Source organism: Cellulosimicrobium cellulans, assembly GCF_042723955.1.
Taxonomy (GTDB): domain Bacteria; phylum Actinomycetota; class Actinomycetes; order Actinomycetales; family Cellulomonadaceae; genus Cellulosimicrobium; species Cellulosimicrobium cellulans_H.
In genome coordinates this window covers 18,294-32,913 of sequence record NZ_JBHXIC010000005.1, presented here as the reverse complement: position 1 = coordinate 32,913, position 14,620 = coordinate 18,294, and the positions used below count along the sequence as shown (strand labels likewise).

Here is a 14,620-nt window from a genome sequence, read left to right as displayed (position 1 = left end):
GCGGGTCAGGCAGGACGGGTAGGTCGGCGTCGAGCGCGACCGGAGTGAGAGCCCCGCTCGTGAGCCGACGTCAGCCGTCCAGCGTTCCCGGGGGCAGCTGCGCGCCGATGGCGTGGAAGAGCTGCACGGCGGTCCCGAGACCGCACGAGACGGTCTGCGCGAGCTGGTCGTCCGTCGCGCCGTGCTCGAGGTCCACGGAGACCTCCGCGTAGAGCGCGAGCCGGCCTGCCTCCTCGCGGACGTAGACCTTGGGCCAGATGCGCTCGCGGTTCCAGTCGTTGACGGCCTGGAGGGTCACGAGCCGCGACTCGAGGGGGAGCGACGTCGACCAGCGACCCCGGACCTGGAGGATCTCGGAACGGTCGCCGAGCAGCAGGAACCAGAACCGGTGCCCGTCCCACGTCCCGGTGATGTCGCCGTCGTCGTCCACGCGGAAGTGGTAGCCGCGGCGCGTGAGGTGGTCGCCGATGCGCGCCATCGACAGCGCGCGCGGCAGCTCCTCCTCGCGGGGGAGCGAGTCGGGCGCCTTCGGCCGGCGGTTGCCGAACAGGCGCGTGAACCAGTTGGTGCGGGCCTGCGTCATGGCGCCTGCCTCGCGGGGTCGGGGTAGAACTCGTCGAGCGCGTCGAAGAACATCGACCCGGTGCTCAGCCCGCACTGGAGGAGCTGGTCGAGCTGGTCGTCCGTCACCCCGTGCTCGAGGTCGACGGTCACCTCGGTGAAGACCTGGATCATCCCGTTGTCGCGCACGCGCGTGTACGTCTTGGGCCAGATCCGGTCGGCGTTCCACTCGTTGCAGAACTCGAGGATCTCCTCCAGCCGCTCGAGCGCGAGGTCGCGGTTCCACTGGCCGCGGACCTGGAGGATCTCGTCACCGTGGCCGAAGAGCAGGAAGTAGAAGAGGCGGCCGTGCCACAGCCCGCCCACGTCACCGTCGGAGTCGACGAAGTAGCTGTAGCCGCTGTCCGTGATCCACTCGATGATCCGGGAGAGCGCCAGCGGGGTCGGGGGACGCAGCACGTCGGTCGCGACCTGTCCCAGCTCTCGCGCCAGGAGGTCCTCGACCTGCGACTGCAGCTCGTCCCCGGCGCGGCCGGGGACCGCCCCGCCGTCCGGAACCCCGCCGGGATCACCGTCCCGCCGGTCGTCGTCGTCCCGCGCCCCGAAGAAGCTCACCCACCCACCGTACTCGCGCGCGCCCCTGGACGTCGCATCGCGGACGTCGCCCGCGGGCGCTCGCGGCGGCGCACCCGCGTCGCGCGAGCCGCTGCGCGCCGTCGGCACGGCACGGTCCCGCCGCATCGCCGCGTGCACCCCGTCGGGTACCGCCGGCCGCTGCCGTCCGGCGCTGGCGTCCGGGCTGGCCCGAGGTCGTCGCAACGACGGTTACGGTGGGCCCGTGACCGTCCGCGCCGTCGTCCTGCCCGGTACCCCGCTCCTCGTCCCCGGCGCCGCGGGTGGCAGCACGGTGCTCGACGACACGCGCGCCGCGGCGCTCGCGGCGCTGGTCCGACTCGTTGACGGTGTCCGGCTCGTGCAGGGGGACGGGACCGCGCCCGTGGTCGTCGTCGCGCCGGGAGCCGCGCCGACGCGGGGTTCGGCGCGGGCGTCGCTCGCGGCGGCGGGCGTCGCGGACGCCTGGCTCGACACCGCGTGGGCCGTCGCGACACGTCCGGCCGCGCGGGACTGCCCGGTGGCGGGGGTAGCCGCGTCCGTGGGGCTCCTCGCACTCGCCGGCGCGGGCTGGGCGGGACCCGTCGACGTCGTCGAGCTCGACGACGCCGACGCGCCCGCCGCCCTCGCGCTCGGCGCGAGCCTCGCCCGGCAGGGCGCGCGCCTCGTCGTGGTGCACGACCCGCGGGCCGCGGCGCCCGACGCGGTGCTCGCCGGGTTCGGCGCCGCGCCCGACGCCGGGCACCGTCACGTCGCGACGGGGGAGTACGAGCAGCACCGCTACGAGGTGCGCTGGTACGACGACGTCGCCCCCACCGCCCCGGCCGGCGGGCCCGTCAGCCGTTGAGCCCCGCCCCGACGGCCGCCGCGTCCTGGTCGCGACCGAGGCGACGCAGGGTCGCGACGAGCTCGTTCGCCGCCAGCGTCCGGGCGTCGCGGTCGTGGACGATCGCGAAGCCCTCCATCGCGGACTCGAGGAGGTCGACGGCCTCCGCGTCGGCACCGGCCTCGCAGCGCGAGCGCCCCGCGAGCCAGAACGCGTGAGCGGCGTCGCCGACCTGCCCCGCGCGCGCGAACTCCTCCGCCACGGCCTCGGCGAGCGCCGCGGCAGCGTCGAGCTCTCCCGCGGTCGCCAGCAGCCGGGCTCGGGTGTCCCGCAGGTCGCGACGTTCCTGCGCGTCGGCCGCCGCGTCCCGCTCGACGAGGTCGGCGGCACGGGGGGCCGGCTCGGCGACGGCGGACCCGGCTGCCTCGAGGTCGTCCAGCGTGCGCTGGAGCTGCGCGAGCGCTCCGGTCACGTCGCCGCGCCCGGCCTCGAGCCGGGCGTACGCGCGGACGACGGGGCCGACGAACCGGGGTGGGACCCCGCCCGCGCGGACGAGCGCGAGGGCGTGCACGAACGCCGGGGCGGCGCCCTCGGCGTCGCCCTCGACCGCGGCGAGCTGGGCCGCCTCGGCGAGCGCGAACCCGGCCCGGTCGAGGTGGCCCGCCGACTCCAGGAGCGCCGACGCGCGCCGCAGGAGCTGCGCCGCACGCACCGGGTCCTCGCCCGCGACGTCGTCGGCGAGCCGGAGCAGCCCCTCGGCGTCGCTGGGCTCGGCCGCGGCGTGCCCGACGTGCCCGGAGCCGTGCTCCGTGCCGGGGTCTGCGCCGGTCGCGCCGCCGGGGAGCGACGGGGTCGCGCCGCCCGGTGAGGACGCCGCCCGGACATCTGCCGCGCCGTCGTCCACCGCGAGACCGGCCGGGTCGCCCGCTCCGGCCCCCGGCGCGGCCGACAGGACCGAGAGGTCGACGGGGACCGTGTGCGACCCGTGGTCCCACGCGGCCCGCAGACGCTCGGACGCCGCGCGCGTGCCGTTGCGGGTGTCGAACGACGCTGCGAGCTCGGCCGCCTCGCGGCGGACCCAGTCGTCGAGCTCCGCGACGGTCGACGCGGGCACGTCGCGCAGGGCGAGCGGCGCGTCCGCGTGCTCGGCCCGCAGCACGCCGGTCGCGACGCTCACGCTCGTGAGGAAGCCGAGACGGTCGCCCGGCGAGTCGGTCTCGGTGAGGAACGCCTGGTGCTCGCCGAGCAGGCGCAGCGCGCGCGACGCGTTGCCCGTGCGCGCGAGGAACTCGACGTGCCGGCCCTTCGGGCCCGTCATCGACACCCCGGTGTCGAGGTGTCGCAGGCCGCGCCGGTGCGTGCGGGCGGCGGCCTCGGGGTCGCCGACCTCCACGTACGCGAGCTGGAGGTGGGAGAGCATGTCACCGGGCTCGGTGGCGCACGAGGGCGACCCCTCGAGCACCTGCTCGAGGAGCCGGATGCCCTCCTCGTGGCGCCCCGTCTCGAAGAGGTATGCGGCGCGGTCGCCCGGCTCGCACGCCTCGCACTGGGAGTACTCGTCCCGCGGGGTCGCGACCCAGGCGCGATAGGCGTCCTCGACGTCCGCGCCGCCCCGCTCGCGGGCCCACTCGAAGCGCTCCAGCTCGACGGCGTTCGTCCCGTTCCCCGCGAGCGCGTAGCGCCGCGCCATATCGTCGAGCGTGCGCTCGATCTGCGCGGCGGGAACCGTAGGGAACTCCATGAGGTGCCCGACCATCCACTTGAACGACCAGAAGAGCGAGTGCGCGTCCTCGGCGTCGAAGTGCTCGGGGTGCTCGTCCCACCAGCGGAGCATCTTGGTGAACGGAAGGTAGGCCTTGGTGACCTCGCCGCCCCAGACGAAGGACTCGACGAGGACGAAGAGCGCGTACGCGCGCGCCCCGTCCGGCCCCTCGGCCTCGACGCGCTCGACCTCGGCCGCGGCGGCCGTGGAGCGGGCGAGGCCGTAGGGCATGCGGCGGACGTCGTACAGCGCGGCGTTCACCTGGTCCACGGACCGGGTCATCGGTTCTCCTCGTCGGTGTGCTGGTCGGTGTGCTGGTCGGGGCGGGGGGTCGCGAGGGCGCGCGCCAGCAGGAGCGACAGCGAGTCGTTCATGAGCGCGGCCTCGACGGGCTGGAGCGCCTTGCCCGACGCCAGCACCGCGGTGACGTACAGGGACCGGGCCCCCGCGGCACGGACCTCGGCGTCGGGGCTCGCGAGCAGGTCGCGCACCGTGTCGTTCGCGTCGTTGAGGACCAGCCGACGCGGGCGGGCCGGGCCGCTGAGACCCGCGAGGATCTCGCCCCACAGGTCGTCCGTCTCGGCCACGCGGGCCGCCTCGCGCGCGTGGTCGCCGTCACGGTCGTGCAGCAGCATCGCGGGCAGGGCTTCCGGCTCGTACCGGCGCAGCACGACGTCGCAGTCCTGGTCGGCGAGCGCGGCGTCGACCGACGCGAGCGCCTCCGCGACCTCGAGCTCGCGCAGGGGCTCGACCTCGGCGAGGACGTGCGCGACGTCGGTGGCGGAGACCGGCGACAGCCGCCACTGCGGGAACCGCGCCGCGACGCGCTCGAGCAGGTCCGCGTCGTAGACGTACCCGCCGTTGACGACGGCCAGGCCCTGGGCGGCCGCGACCGGGGCGATGCGGCGGAACTCCTCGACGCTCGAGGTGTAGAGCAGGCGGCCCTCCGGGTGAGCCTCCGCGAGGTCGGCGAGCGTCGCGGTCCCGGCGGTCGTCTCGAACGGCAGCACGCGCGCCGCGACGTCGAGCATCTCGTCGTCGGTGAGCGCGAGGGCCCGGACCGCGAGGTGGTGGGTCTCCAGGAAGCGTCGCGCGAGGACGGTGTCCGCCGCGAGCGTCTCGAGCAGCCACCGGCGGACCTGCGCGCCGAGCGCGTCCCGGGTCGCGAGCAGGACCTCGTCCTCGTACAGGCCCTCGCGCGACGCGGTCGGCCGCAGCACGGACGCGTCGAGGACGCACCGGACGAAGAACGCCCACGGGGGCAGCAGGTCGTCGACCGCGCTGCCGAGCAGCATGCGCTTGAGGTAGACCCGGTGCCGCGCCGTGGTCGTCGGTGCGACCGCGGCCGGGAGCACGTACGCCACGCCGGACAGGCCCGCGAGGGGCAGGTCGAGGTCGATCCGGGCGAGCGGCCCGAATCCCAGCGTCCGCTCGGCGTAGCCCGTCAGGGCCGCGTCGCGTGCGGCGGGCGTCGGGTGCGCGGCCCGCCAGGGGAGCTCGTCGCCGCTCAGCCGGCGCAGCGCGACGGGGGTGTCCGCGCCGTCCATGGCCTCGCCGTCGAGACGCGTCTCGACGAGCAGCTCGACGGGCAGGAGCGAGCCGAAGTCCTGCGCGAGCGCGATCACCGTCTCCGGTGCGAGCCAGTGCTCGGTGTCCCGGCGCGGGCGCAGCCGCACGACGCTCCCCGGCTCGGCGGGTGCGTCCGGGTGGTCCGGGCCCAGCTCGACGAGCTCGTACCGCCCGTCCGCCCGGCCTCGCCAGCGGACCGGGGCGGCCCGTCCTCCCGAGGGCGACGGGCGGGCGGAGCGCGACACGAGCTCGATCTCGTCGGCGACCATGAACGCCGAGAGCAGCCCGATGCCGAACTGACCCAGGAACTCCTCGCGCCCGGAGCCCAGCTCGACGTCGCGCTTGGAGCTGCGCCCGATGGTCGCGAGCAGCTCCTGCGCCTCGTCGCGGGTCAGGCCCACGCCCGAGTCGTGCACCTCGAGACCGCCGTCCGGGAGCGGGCGCAGCAGGATGCGGCTCGGGGCCTCCAGGCCCTCCAGGGCGACGCGCGCCGTGATGGCGTCGACCCCGTTCTGCAGCAGCTCGCGCAGGTACACGCGCGGGCTGGAGTACAGGTGCCGGGCGAGGAGGTCCACGACGCCTCGCAGATCGACCTGGAACGCCGCCGTCGTGTCCCCGCCCGGGGCCGTGGCGTTCGGGTGGCTCCCGCCGTCGGCGCGCTCGTGCGCCGCGCTCACCGCGCGTCGACGTCGGCGGTGCCGTCGGTGACCACACCCTGCGCCGCCGTGTCGGGGAAGCGCTCGTCGAGCACGTCGAAGAACTGGAGGCCCGTGAAGAGGCCGCACTCGACGAGCTGGCCGAGCTGGTCGTCCGCCGCGCCGAACTCGAGGTCGGTCGCGACCTCGGTGTACACGGCGACCTGGTCGTCCTCGACCCGCGTGTAGACCTTGGGCCAGATCTTGTCGCGGTTGAACTCGTTGGCGACGAGCACGACCTGCGCCTCCGCCGCGGCGGGCAGCGTCCGGTTCCACCGGCCGCGGACCTGAAGGATCTCCTGCTTCTCGCCCATGAGGAAGAAGAAGAACACCTTGCCGTCCCAGTTGCCGCCGAGGTCCCCGTCGGAGTCGACGAAGTACTTCCAGTCGCGGCTCTTGAGGAACGCCTCGACCCGCTCGCGCGTCAGCGGCGCGTTCTGGCTCGTCGGGGCGGCGTCCGGCTTGGTGAAGAAACCCATGTCTCGAGTCCTTGTCGTCGGTGTGAGGGTGCGTGCACCGCCCGCGAGAGGGCGGGTCGGGGCACGCGACGGGGTCGGTGGAGGGCCCGCGAGCAGGCGGACCGTCCACCGGACACACTACGCATCCCCGCCCACACGGCCCCGGCCTCGCGGACCCGGCCGGTACCGTTGCGCGGGTGAAAACCGAGCACGACCCGACCGGCGCGCAGGACGGGGACGACCAGCACGACCGCCGCGTCGTCGTCGCCGTCGTGGGCCCGACCGCCACGGGCAAGTCGGACCTCGCCCTCGACCTGGCCGAGCGGCTCTCCGTCCCCGGGGCGCCGGCGGAGATCGTCAACGCCGACGCCTACCAGCTCTACCGCGGCATGGACGTCGGCACCGCGAAGGTCCCGGTCGACGAGCGCCGCGGCGTGCGTCACCATCTGCTCGACGTGATCGACCCCGTGGAGGACGCGTCGGTCGCGCGCTACCAGGTCGAGGCCCGGCGCGTGCTCGACGAGATCGCCGCCCGCGGGGCGCGCGCCGTCGTCGTGGGCGGGTCCGGCCTCTACGTGCGCGCTCTCCTCGACGACATGCGCTTCCCGGGCACCGACCCCGCCGTGCGGGCGGCGCTCGAGGCGCGCGCCGAGGCCGAGGGGACGCGCGCGCTGCACGACGAGCTGGCGCGGCGCGACCCCGCGGCGGCCGCGAGCATCGGCCCCGCCAACACGCGGCGCGTCGTCCGCGCGCTGGAGGTCATGGAGCTCACGGGGGAGCCGTTCACGGCGAACCTCCCGCGGCAGGCCTACGTGCGCCCGACCGTCCAGGTGGGCCTCGACTGCGACCGCGAGGTCCTCGACGCGCGCGTGGCCGGACGCGTCGAGCGCATGTGGGCGCAGGGGCTCGTCGACGAGGTGCGCCGGGTGGAGGCGCAGGGGATGGGCCGCACCGCACGTCGCGCCGTCGGGTACGCCGAGGTGCTGGCGGCGCTCCACGGGGAGGTGACCGAGGACGCGGCGCGCGAGGCGGTCACCGGCAACACGCGTCGTCTCGCGCGCAAGCAGATGGGCTGGTTCGGGCGGGACCCGCGCGTGCACTGGCTGGACGCGCAGTCCCCGACACGCGTCGAGGACGCGCTGGCGCTCGTGGCCCGGGCGGACGAGCGCGCGGACGCCGTCGCGCGGGGCGACGTCCCCGAGCCGGACGAAGCGGACAGCGACGCCTCGGTGCGCCGTAGTCTGGGCTCATGACGCGCACCCGCTTCACCAAGGGCCACGGGACCCGCAACGACTTCGTGCTGCTCGCGGACACGAAGGGCGAGCTCGACCTCACGCCGGAGCTCGTGCGCGCGCTCGCGGACCGCCGTGGCGGGATCGGCGGCGACGGCGTCATCCGCCTCGTCCCGACGGCGCTCGTGCCCGAGTCGCGCGAGGTGCTCGCCGAGGACCCGCACGCCATCTGGTTCATGGACTACCGCAACGCCGACGGCTCGGTGGCCGAGATGTGCGGCAACGGCGTGCGCGTGTTCGCCGCGTTCGCCGAGCGGCTCGGGCTCGTGAGCTTCGCGGGCGGGACCGAGGTGCCCGTCGGGACGCGCGCGGGCGTCAAGCGCGTGCGCAAGGAGGCCGACGGCTGGTTCGCGGTCGACATGGGCCGCTGGTTCCTGCCCGGCGGCCGTCCCGCGCTGCACGACGGCTACGACGCGACGGTCGTCGTGCGCGGCTGGGAGGTCCCGCGCCCCGCGCTGAGCGTCGACCTCGGCAACCCGCACACGGTGCTCGCCGTCGCGCGCGAGGACCTGCTCGACCGTGCCGACCTCACGGAGGCGCCCGTCGTCGAGCCGCACCCGGCGCACGGGACGAACGTCGAGCTCGTGGTGCCGCTGGGGGAGACGACGGCCGACGACGGCACGCTCGTCGGGCGCGTCCGCATGCGTGTGCACGAGCGCGGGGTCGGGGAGACGCCGTCGTGCGGCACCGGCGCGTGCGCGGCGGCGCTCGCGGTCCGCGTCTGGGGCGGCCCGGACGCGCCGGACACCTGGCTCGTCGACGTCCCGGGCGGGACCGTCCGCGTGCGCGCGCTCGAGGGGGACCGGGTCGAGCTCGCGGGGCCCGCCGAGCTCGTGTACGCGGGCGAGGTCGACCTCGCGTCGTTCCTGCCTGCCCCCGCCGCGGCAGGAGCCGAGGACACCGAGGACGCGGCCCCCGAAGGCGACGACGGGTCGGAGGGCGCCCCACGCGCCGACACCGGTGAGGTCGTCCCTGACGGGACGCCGGACGCGGAGCGCACCGCGGTCTGACGGGCGGCCGCACCGCGCGCTCGGTCCGGCGGACCGGTCGCCACGCGGCGGCCCCGCTCAGCCCGGCGCCACGACCTCCAGGACCCGGAAGCCCTTCGCGCTCGCGGCCCGCTCGACGACCGCGCCCGGCAGCAGCGGCGCCAGGGCGTCGGCGAGCCAGCGCTGGAGCGAGTCCGAGCCGAGGTTGCGCTGCACGACGAGGTGCGCGCTCGCGCCGGGCGCGAGGCGCGGCAGCCAGTGCAGGAGCATCGCGTGCAGCACGTCCTTGCCGACCCGGATCGGCGGGTTGGACCACAGCGCGGCGAACGCGACGTCGTCGGGCACGTCGTCCGGGAGGACCGCGCGGACGTTCGTCAGGCCCAGCCGCTCCGCGTTGCGCCGCACGAGGTCGAGCGCGCGCTCGTTGACGTCGACCGCCCACACGGTCGCGTCGGGGGCCTCGAGCGCCATCGTCAGCGCGACGGGGCCCCAGCCGCAACCGAGGTCGAGCACGTGCGCCGCTCCGGCGTCCACCCGGGCGGCGAGGACGCCGGCGAGCGGCGGGGTCGTGCGGAGCAGGACCTGCGTGCCGAGGTCGAGGCGACCGGGGGAGAAGACGCCGGACGCGACCTCCACCTCGACGTCCCGGCCGGCCAGGCGCACGGAGATCGTGCGGCGCTCGGCGGCGGACGCCGGCCGCGCGGTGAAGTAGTGGTCGTGCGAGCCGTCCTGCGCGGGGTCGACGGCGGGGTCCTGGTCCTCGGTCACGTCGGCCGATCCTACGCGGGCAGGCTCGCGGACGACGGCGGTCGGGCCCGTGCCGCCGGGCCTCACCCGCTTATCCGCTGGCCTCGGGACGATTTCCCGTGCCACGCTTGTTCTCCTACCACGGCGCACGAGCGCCGCTCCGTGACGAAAGGCGGCACATGACCCAGACCCCAGCGACCCCCACCCCGGCTCAGGACGAGCCGACCGGCGCGACGCGGGACATCGCGAGCGACGTCGTGGCGCGGGTGCTCGCTCGGGCCGGGACGGCGCGCGCCGAGGGCGGCACGGTCCACGCACGGCACGACGGCGAGCAGCTCGAGCTCGAGGAGCGCAGCGCGCTGCGCCGCGTGGTCGGTCTGTCGACCGAGCTCGAGGACGTCACCGAGGTCGAGTACCGGCAGCTGCGACTCGAGAAGGTCGTGCTCGTCGGGCTGTGGAGCCCCGGCTCCGACCCGCGCGAGGACGGCGCACCCTCGTCCGCGGAGGAGGCCGAGATCTCGCTGCGCGAGCTCGCGGCCCTCGCCGAGACGGCCGGCTCCCAGGTGCTCGACGGCGTGATCCAGCGCCGCGCGAAGCCCGACCCGGGCACGTACCTCGGCTCCGGCAAGGCGGCGGAGCTCGCCGACGTCGTCGCGGCCAGCGGCGCGGACACGGTCGTGATCGACGGCGAGCTCGCGCCCTCCCAGCGTCGTGCGCTCGAGGACATCGTCAAGGTCAAGGTGATCGACCGGACCGCGCTGATCCTGGACATCTTCGCCCAGCACGCGAAGTCCCGGGAGGGCAAGGCCCAGGTCGAGCTCGCCCAGCTCGAGTACCTCCTCCCGCGCCTGCGCGGGTGGGGCGAGTCGATGTCCCGGCAGGCGGGCGGACAGGTCGGCGGCGCGGGCGCGGGCATGGGCTCGCGCGGGCCTGGTGAGACGAAGATCGAGCTGGACCGCCGCCGTATCCGCAACCGCATGGCGAAGCTGCGCCGCGAGATCCAGGCGATGGCACCGGGCCGCGAGACCAAGCGCGCGTCGCGCAAGCGGCACGCCGTCCCGTCCGTCGCGATCGCGGGCTACACGAACGCCGGCAAGTCGAGCCTGCTCAACGCCATCACCGGCGCGGGCGTGCTCGTCGAGAACGCGCTGTTCGCGACGCTCGACCCGACGGTGCGCCGCACGCGCACCGAGGACGGCCGCGTCTACACGCTCGCCGACACCGTCGGCTTCGTGCGCGCGCTGCCGCACCAGCTCGTCGAGGCGTTCCGCTCGACGCTCGAGGAGGTCGGCGACGCCGACCTGCTGCTGCACGTGGTGGACGCCTCGCACCCCGACCCGGAGGGCCAGATCGCGGCGGTCCGGCACGTCCTGGCCGACATCCCGGGCGTGGAGGACGTGCCCGAGGTGATCGTCCTCAACAAGGCGGACCTCGCGGACCCGGAGACCATCGCGCGGATCCGCCTGCGCGAGCGCCGCACGGTCGTCGTGTCGGCGCACACGGGCGAGGGGATCGAGCACCTGCGCGAGCTCATCGCGCACGAGCTCCCGCGTCCGGACGTCGAGATCGACGTCGTGGTGCCCTACCACCGCGGCGACCTCGTGCACCGCGTGCACACCGAGGGCGAGATCGACCACGAGGAGCACACGCCCGAGGGCACGCTCCTGCGCGGGCGCGTCGCCCAGGCGCTCGCGACCGAGCTCGTCGGGGCCTCGACCCAGGGCTGAGTGCCCCGCGCCGGGCCCCCGCCTGACGCCTTCCACGACCCCGTACGGCGCGCGCCGTGCGGGGTCGTGCCGTGCCCGCGCCGTCGTCCACAGGACCGCCGACCCGTGGGTGCCCGACCGTAGACTCGGCGGGTGCCCCCCTCCACACGACCCGCCCCCGACCATGTCGACGCCGAGGGGCCGGGCACGACGGCCGTCGCCTCGGGAGGCGACGTGCCCGAGGTCGACGCGCTCCTCGACGTCGCCGTCACGCGGCTGGGCGGGGCGCGGCGCGACGGTCAGCACGCGATGGCGCGCGCGGTCACCGAGGCGATCGAGGGCTCGGAGCACCTCGTCGTCCAGGCGGGTACGGGCACGGGGAAGTCGCTCGGGTACCTCGTGCCCGCCGTGCGGCACGCCGTCGCGACGGACGAGCGGGTGATCGTCTCGACCGCGACGCTCGCGCTCCAGCGCCAGGTCATCACGCGAGACCTGCCGCTGGTCGCCGACGCCGTGGCGGACCGTCTCCCGCGCCCCGCCACCATCGCGCTCCTCAAGGGGTGGCACAACTACCTGTGCGTGCACAAGATCGCGGGCGGGTACCCGGCCGACGAGCCGACGCTGTTCGACCTGCCGGGCGAGTCCGCGGGCGCCGCCGACCACCCGGCCGCGCGTGGAGGGACCAGTGCGGCGGCGCTCGGCGAGCAGGTCGTCCGCCTGCGCGAGTGGGCGGGCGAGACGTCGACGGGCGACCGCGACGACCTCGTGCCGGGCGTGAGCGACAAGGCGTGGCGTCAGGTCTCGGTCACGGCGCTCGAGTGCCTGGGTCAGCGGTGCCCGATGCTCGCGGAGTGCTTCCCCGAGAAGGCGCGCGCGACAGCCCGCGAGGCCGACGTCGTCGTGACCAACCACGCGATGCTCGGCATCGCCGCGATGGGATCGCCCGGCGTGCTGCCCGAGCACGACGTGCTCGTCGTCGACGAGGCGCACGAGCTCGCCGACCGCGTGACCGCCGCGGCGACGGTCGACCTGTCGGTGCCCGCGATCGAGAGCGCGGCGCGGCTCGCGCGCCGGCACGGCGGCGTCACGACGGACGCGCTCGACGCGGCGTCGGCGGCGTTCGGCACGGTCGTGGGCTCGCTCCCCGCCGAACGGTTCCCCGACGGCCTGCCCGACGGCGCGCGCTCGGCCGTCGCCGCCGTCCGGGACGCCGCGCGCGAGGTCCTCTCGACGCTCAAGCCCGAGACCGGCGTGACCAAGCCTGCCCAGCCCGACTCCGGGCTGAAGATGGCTCAGTCGACCATGCTGCAACTCTTCGAGGTCGCCGAGCGCATGGCCGCGGACCCCACCGGGCACGATGTGCTCTGGTGCTCGCGGCCCGGCGAGGGCGGGTGGTCCGCGGACCGCTTCGGCGAGGGTGCGAGCCGCCTGCACGCCGCCCCGCTGGGTGTCGCCGGCCTCATCCGCACGCACCTGCTCGCCGAGCGGACCGGGGTGTTCACGTCCGCGACCCTCGCGCTCGGCGGAAGCTTCGACGCCGTGGCGCGCACCTTCGGCCTCGGGAGCGGCGGCGAGGGTGGCGACGCCGATGCGCCGCGGTGGCGCGGGCTCGACGTCGGGAGCCCGTTCGACTATGCGCGGCAGGGGATCCTCTACGTGGCCAAGCGCCTGCCCACGCCGGGCCGCGAGGCGTCCACGGAGCACCAGCTCGACGAGATCGCGGCCCTCGTGGAGGCCGCGGGCGGGCGCACGCTCGGTCTGTTCTCGTCGCGCCGCGCCGCGGTCGCCGCGGCGGAGGCGATGCGCGAGCGACTCGACGTGCCGGTCCTCTGCCAGGGCGACGACCAGCTCCCCACGCTCGTGCGCGAGTTCGCCGCCGACCCGGCGACGTGCCTGTTCGGCACGCTGTCGCTGTGGCAGGGCGTCGACGTCCCGGGACCGTCGTGCCAGCTCGTGCTCATCGACCGCATCCCGTTCCCACGCCCGGACGACCCGGTCAAGTCGGCACGGGCCCGTGCGGTCGAGGCCGCGGGCGGCAACGGGTTCATGCAGGTCTCCGCGACGCACGCCGCGCTCCTGCTGGCGCAGGGCGCCGGCCGGCTCGTGCGGTCCACGGCGGACCGGGGCGTGGTCGCGGTCCTCGACCCGCGGCTCGTGACGGCGCGCTACGGTACGTTCCTCACGCGGTCCATGCCGGGGTTCTGGCAGACGACCGACCGCGACGTCGCTACCGCTGCGCTACGGCGCCTCGCCGCCCTAGGCTGAGTCCTTCCCGCGAGCAGCAGGGAATCCAGCGAACTTCACGGAGGCGAGATGACGACGAGCACGTCCCCGCAGGGCACCGGCGACGCGACCACGGGCGGTCCGGGAGGGGGAGCGCGGACCACCAAGCTCGCGATCGTCGGGGCCGGCGCGGTCGGGTCGACGCTCGCGTACGCGGCCCTCATGCGCGGCGCCGCACGCACGGTGGCGCTCCTGGACGTCAACCGGGCGAAGGTCGAGGCCGAGGTGCTCGACCTCCAGCACGGCATCCAGTTCATGCCGATGGCACGGGTCGAGGGCTCGGACGACGTCGCGGTGTGCGCCGGGGCGGACGTCGTCGTCGTGACGGCCGGGGCGAAGCAGAAGCCCGGCCAGACGCGGCTCGACCTCGCCGAGGGCACGATCGGCCTCATGCGCACGATCCTGCCCGGGCTGGTGGAGGTCGCCCCGGACGCGGTCTACGTCATGGTGACCAACCCCGTCGACATCGTCACGTACGCGGCGCTCAAGTTCTCCGGGCTGCCGCCGACGCAGCTCTTCGGCAGCGGGACGGTGCTCGACTCGTCGCGCCTGCGCTTCCTCGTGGCCCAGCACTGCGGCGTCGCGGTGCAGAACGTCCACGCGTACGTCGCGGGCGAGCACGGCGACAGCGAGATCCCGCTGTGGAGCTCGGCGACCATCGGCGGCGTGCCGCTCCTCGAGTGGCCTGGCCTCGGCGGGCGGGGGCCGCTCACTGGGAAGGTCCGTGACGACATCGCGCGGGAGGTCGTGCAGTCGGCCTACCGGATCATCGAGGGCAAGGGCGCGACGAACTACGCCGTCGGGCTCGCGGGCACGCGCATCATCGAGGCCGTGCTCGACGACGAGCACCGCATCCTGCCCGTCTCGACGCTCCTGGACGGCGCGTACGGGCTCGACGACGTGTGCCTCTCGCTGCCGACGCTCGTCGACCGCCGCGGCGCCGCCGAGCGGGTCGAGGTCCCGCTGGCCGACGAGGAGCTCGCCGGCCTGCGCTCGTCCGCCGAGTCGCTGCGCGCCGTCGCGCGCCGCTTCGGTCTCTGACCGACCGGGCCCGCCGCCCGGGCCCGAGCACCGCGAGAGCCGGGTGGTCGACGACCACCCGGCTCTCGGCGTCCTGAGG

General features: G+C 75.5%; 12 protein-coding genes. 6 read left to right on the top strand and 6 right to left on the bottom strand.

The window, feature by feature from the left end; all coding sequences use genetic code 11:
• Positions 1–70: 70 nt before the first annotated feature.
• Positions 71–583 (bottom strand): type III secretion system chaperone family protein, encoded by a 513-nt coding sequence (locus tag ACFWH7_RS02645; RefSeq protein WP_141389658.1) that lies wholly within the window; start codon positions 581–583, stop codon positions 71–73.
• Positions 580–1,176 carry a type III secretion system chaperone family protein gene (locus ACFWH7_RS02640; protein WP_378214883.1) on the bottom strand — a complete coding sequence of 199 codons (597 nt, stop codon included), beginning with the start codon at positions 1,174–1,176 and terminating at the stop codon, positions 580–582. The genes ACFWH7_RS02645 and ACFWH7_RS02640 overlap by 4 nt, the downstream gene beginning before the upstream one ends.
• Positions 1,177–1,399: 223 nt before the next feature.
• On the opposite strand from ACFWH7_RS02640, the gene ACFWH7_RS02635 reads away from it, so the two are divergent.
• Positions 1,400–2,020 (top strand): hypothetical protein, encoded by a 621-nt coding sequence (locus ACFWH7_RS02635; RefSeq protein ID WP_378214882.1) that lies wholly within the window; start codon positions 1,400–1,402, stop codon positions 2,018–2,020.
• Here ACFWH7_RS02635 and ACFWH7_RS02630 read toward each other — a convergent pair.
• From ACFWH7_RS02630 to ACFWH7_RS02620, 3 genes are read right to left on the bottom strand one after another with little or no spacing between them, the layout of a single operon-like run.
• The gene (locus tag ACFWH7_RS02630) at positions 2,010–4,043 is read right to left on the bottom strand and encodes a hypothetical protein (RefSeq protein WP_378214881.1); all 2,034 of its coding nucleotides are present in this window, start codon (positions 4,041–4,043) and stop codon (positions 2,010–2,012) included. The genes ACFWH7_RS02635 and ACFWH7_RS02630 overlap by 11 nt on opposite strands.
• Positions 4,040–6,007: an HSP90 family protein gene (locus ACFWH7_RS02625; RefSeq protein WP_378214880.1), complete on the bottom strand. Its 1,968-nt coding sequence runs from the start codon at positions 6,005–6,007 to the stop codon at positions 4,040–4,042. The genes ACFWH7_RS02630 and ACFWH7_RS02625 overlap by 4 nt, the downstream gene beginning before the upstream one ends.
• Positions 6,004–6,504 (bottom strand): type III secretion system chaperone family protein, encoded by a 501-nt coding sequence (locus tag ACFWH7_RS02620; RefSeq protein ID WP_378214879.1) that lies wholly within the window; start codon positions 6,502–6,504, stop codon positions 6,004–6,006. The genes ACFWH7_RS02625 and ACFWH7_RS02620 overlap by 4 nt, the downstream gene beginning before the upstream one ends.
• A 176-nt stretch (positions 6,505–6,680) precedes the next feature.
• Between ACFWH7_RS02620 and miaA the strand changes: the two genes are divergently transcribed.
• Entirely contained in the window at positions 6,681–7,736 is a 1,056-nt protein-coding gene (miaA, locus tag ACFWH7_RS02615) for a tRNA (adenosine(37)-N6)-dimethylallyltransferase MiaA (protein ID WP_378214878.1), read from the top strand.
• Positions 7,733–8,785 carry a diaminopimelate epimerase gene (gene dapF / locus ACFWH7_RS02610; RefSeq protein ID WP_378214877.1) on the top strand — a complete coding sequence of 351 codons (1,053 nt, stop codon included), beginning with the start codon at positions 7,733–7,735 and terminating at the stop codon, positions 8,783–8,785. Before miaA ends, dapF begins: the two co-directional genes overlap by 4 nt.
• 57 nt (positions 8,786–8,842) lie before the next feature.
• On the opposite strand, the gene ACFWH7_RS02605 is transcribed toward dapF, so the two are convergent.
• Entirely contained in the window at positions 8,843–9,532 is a 690-nt protein-coding gene (locus ACFWH7_RS02605) for a class I SAM-dependent methyltransferase (protein WP_378214875.1), read from the bottom strand.
• A gap of 158 nt (positions 9,533–9,690) precedes the next feature.
• Here ACFWH7_RS02605 and hflX point away from each other — a divergent pair, with 158 nt between their 5' ends.
• The 3 genes from hflX to ACFWH7_RS02590 all read left to right on the top strand — a co-directional run bounded on the left by hflX (position 9,691) and on the right by ACFWH7_RS02590 (position 14,541).
• Complete coding sequence (gene hflX, locus ACFWH7_RS02600) at positions 9,691–11,238, top strand: GTPase HflX (RefSeq protein WP_378214874.1); 1,548 nt, start codon at positions 9,691–9,693, stop codon at positions 11,236–11,238.
• A 132-nt stretch (positions 11,239–11,370) separates the two neighbouring features.
• Entirely contained in the window at positions 11,371–13,482 is a 2,112-nt protein-coding gene (locus ACFWH7_RS02595) for an ATP-dependent DNA helicase (protein WP_378214873.1), read from the top strand.
• Between the two features lie 48 nt (positions 13,483–13,530).
• A complete protein-coding gene (locus tag ACFWH7_RS02590) occupies positions 13,531–14,541 on the top strand; it encodes an L-lactate dehydrogenase (protein WP_378214872.1) in 1,011 nt (336 codons plus the stop codon).
• The last annotated feature ends 79 nt before the right edge of the window (positions 14,542–14,620 follow it).

Excerpts from the sequence above, each read along its gene's own strand:
- ACFWH7_RS02645 (WP_141389658.1), bottom strand. The coding sequence starts at position 583 with ATGACGCAGGCCCGCACCAACTGGTTCACGCGCCTGTTCGGCAACCGC.
- ACFWH7_RS02630 (WP_378214881.1), bottom strand. The coding sequence starts at position 4,043 with ATGACCCGGTCCGTGGACCAGGTGAACGCCGCGCTGTACGACGTCCGC.
- ACFWH7_RS02620 (WP_378214879.1), bottom strand. The coding sequence starts at position 6,504 with ATGGGTTTCTTCACCAAGCCGGACGCCGCCCCGACGAGCCAGAACGCG.
- dapF (WP_378214877.1), top strand. The coding sequence starts at position 7,733 with ATGACGCGCACCCGCTTCACCAAGGGCCACGGGACCCGCAACGACTTC.
- hflX (WP_378214874.1), top strand. The coding sequence starts at position 9,691 with ATGACCCAGACCCCAGCGACCCCCACCCCGGCTCAGGACGAGCCGACC.
- ACFWH7_RS02590 (WP_378214872.1), top strand. The coding sequence starts at position 13,531 with ATGACGACGAGCACGTCCCCGCAGGGCACCGGCGACGCGACCACGGGC.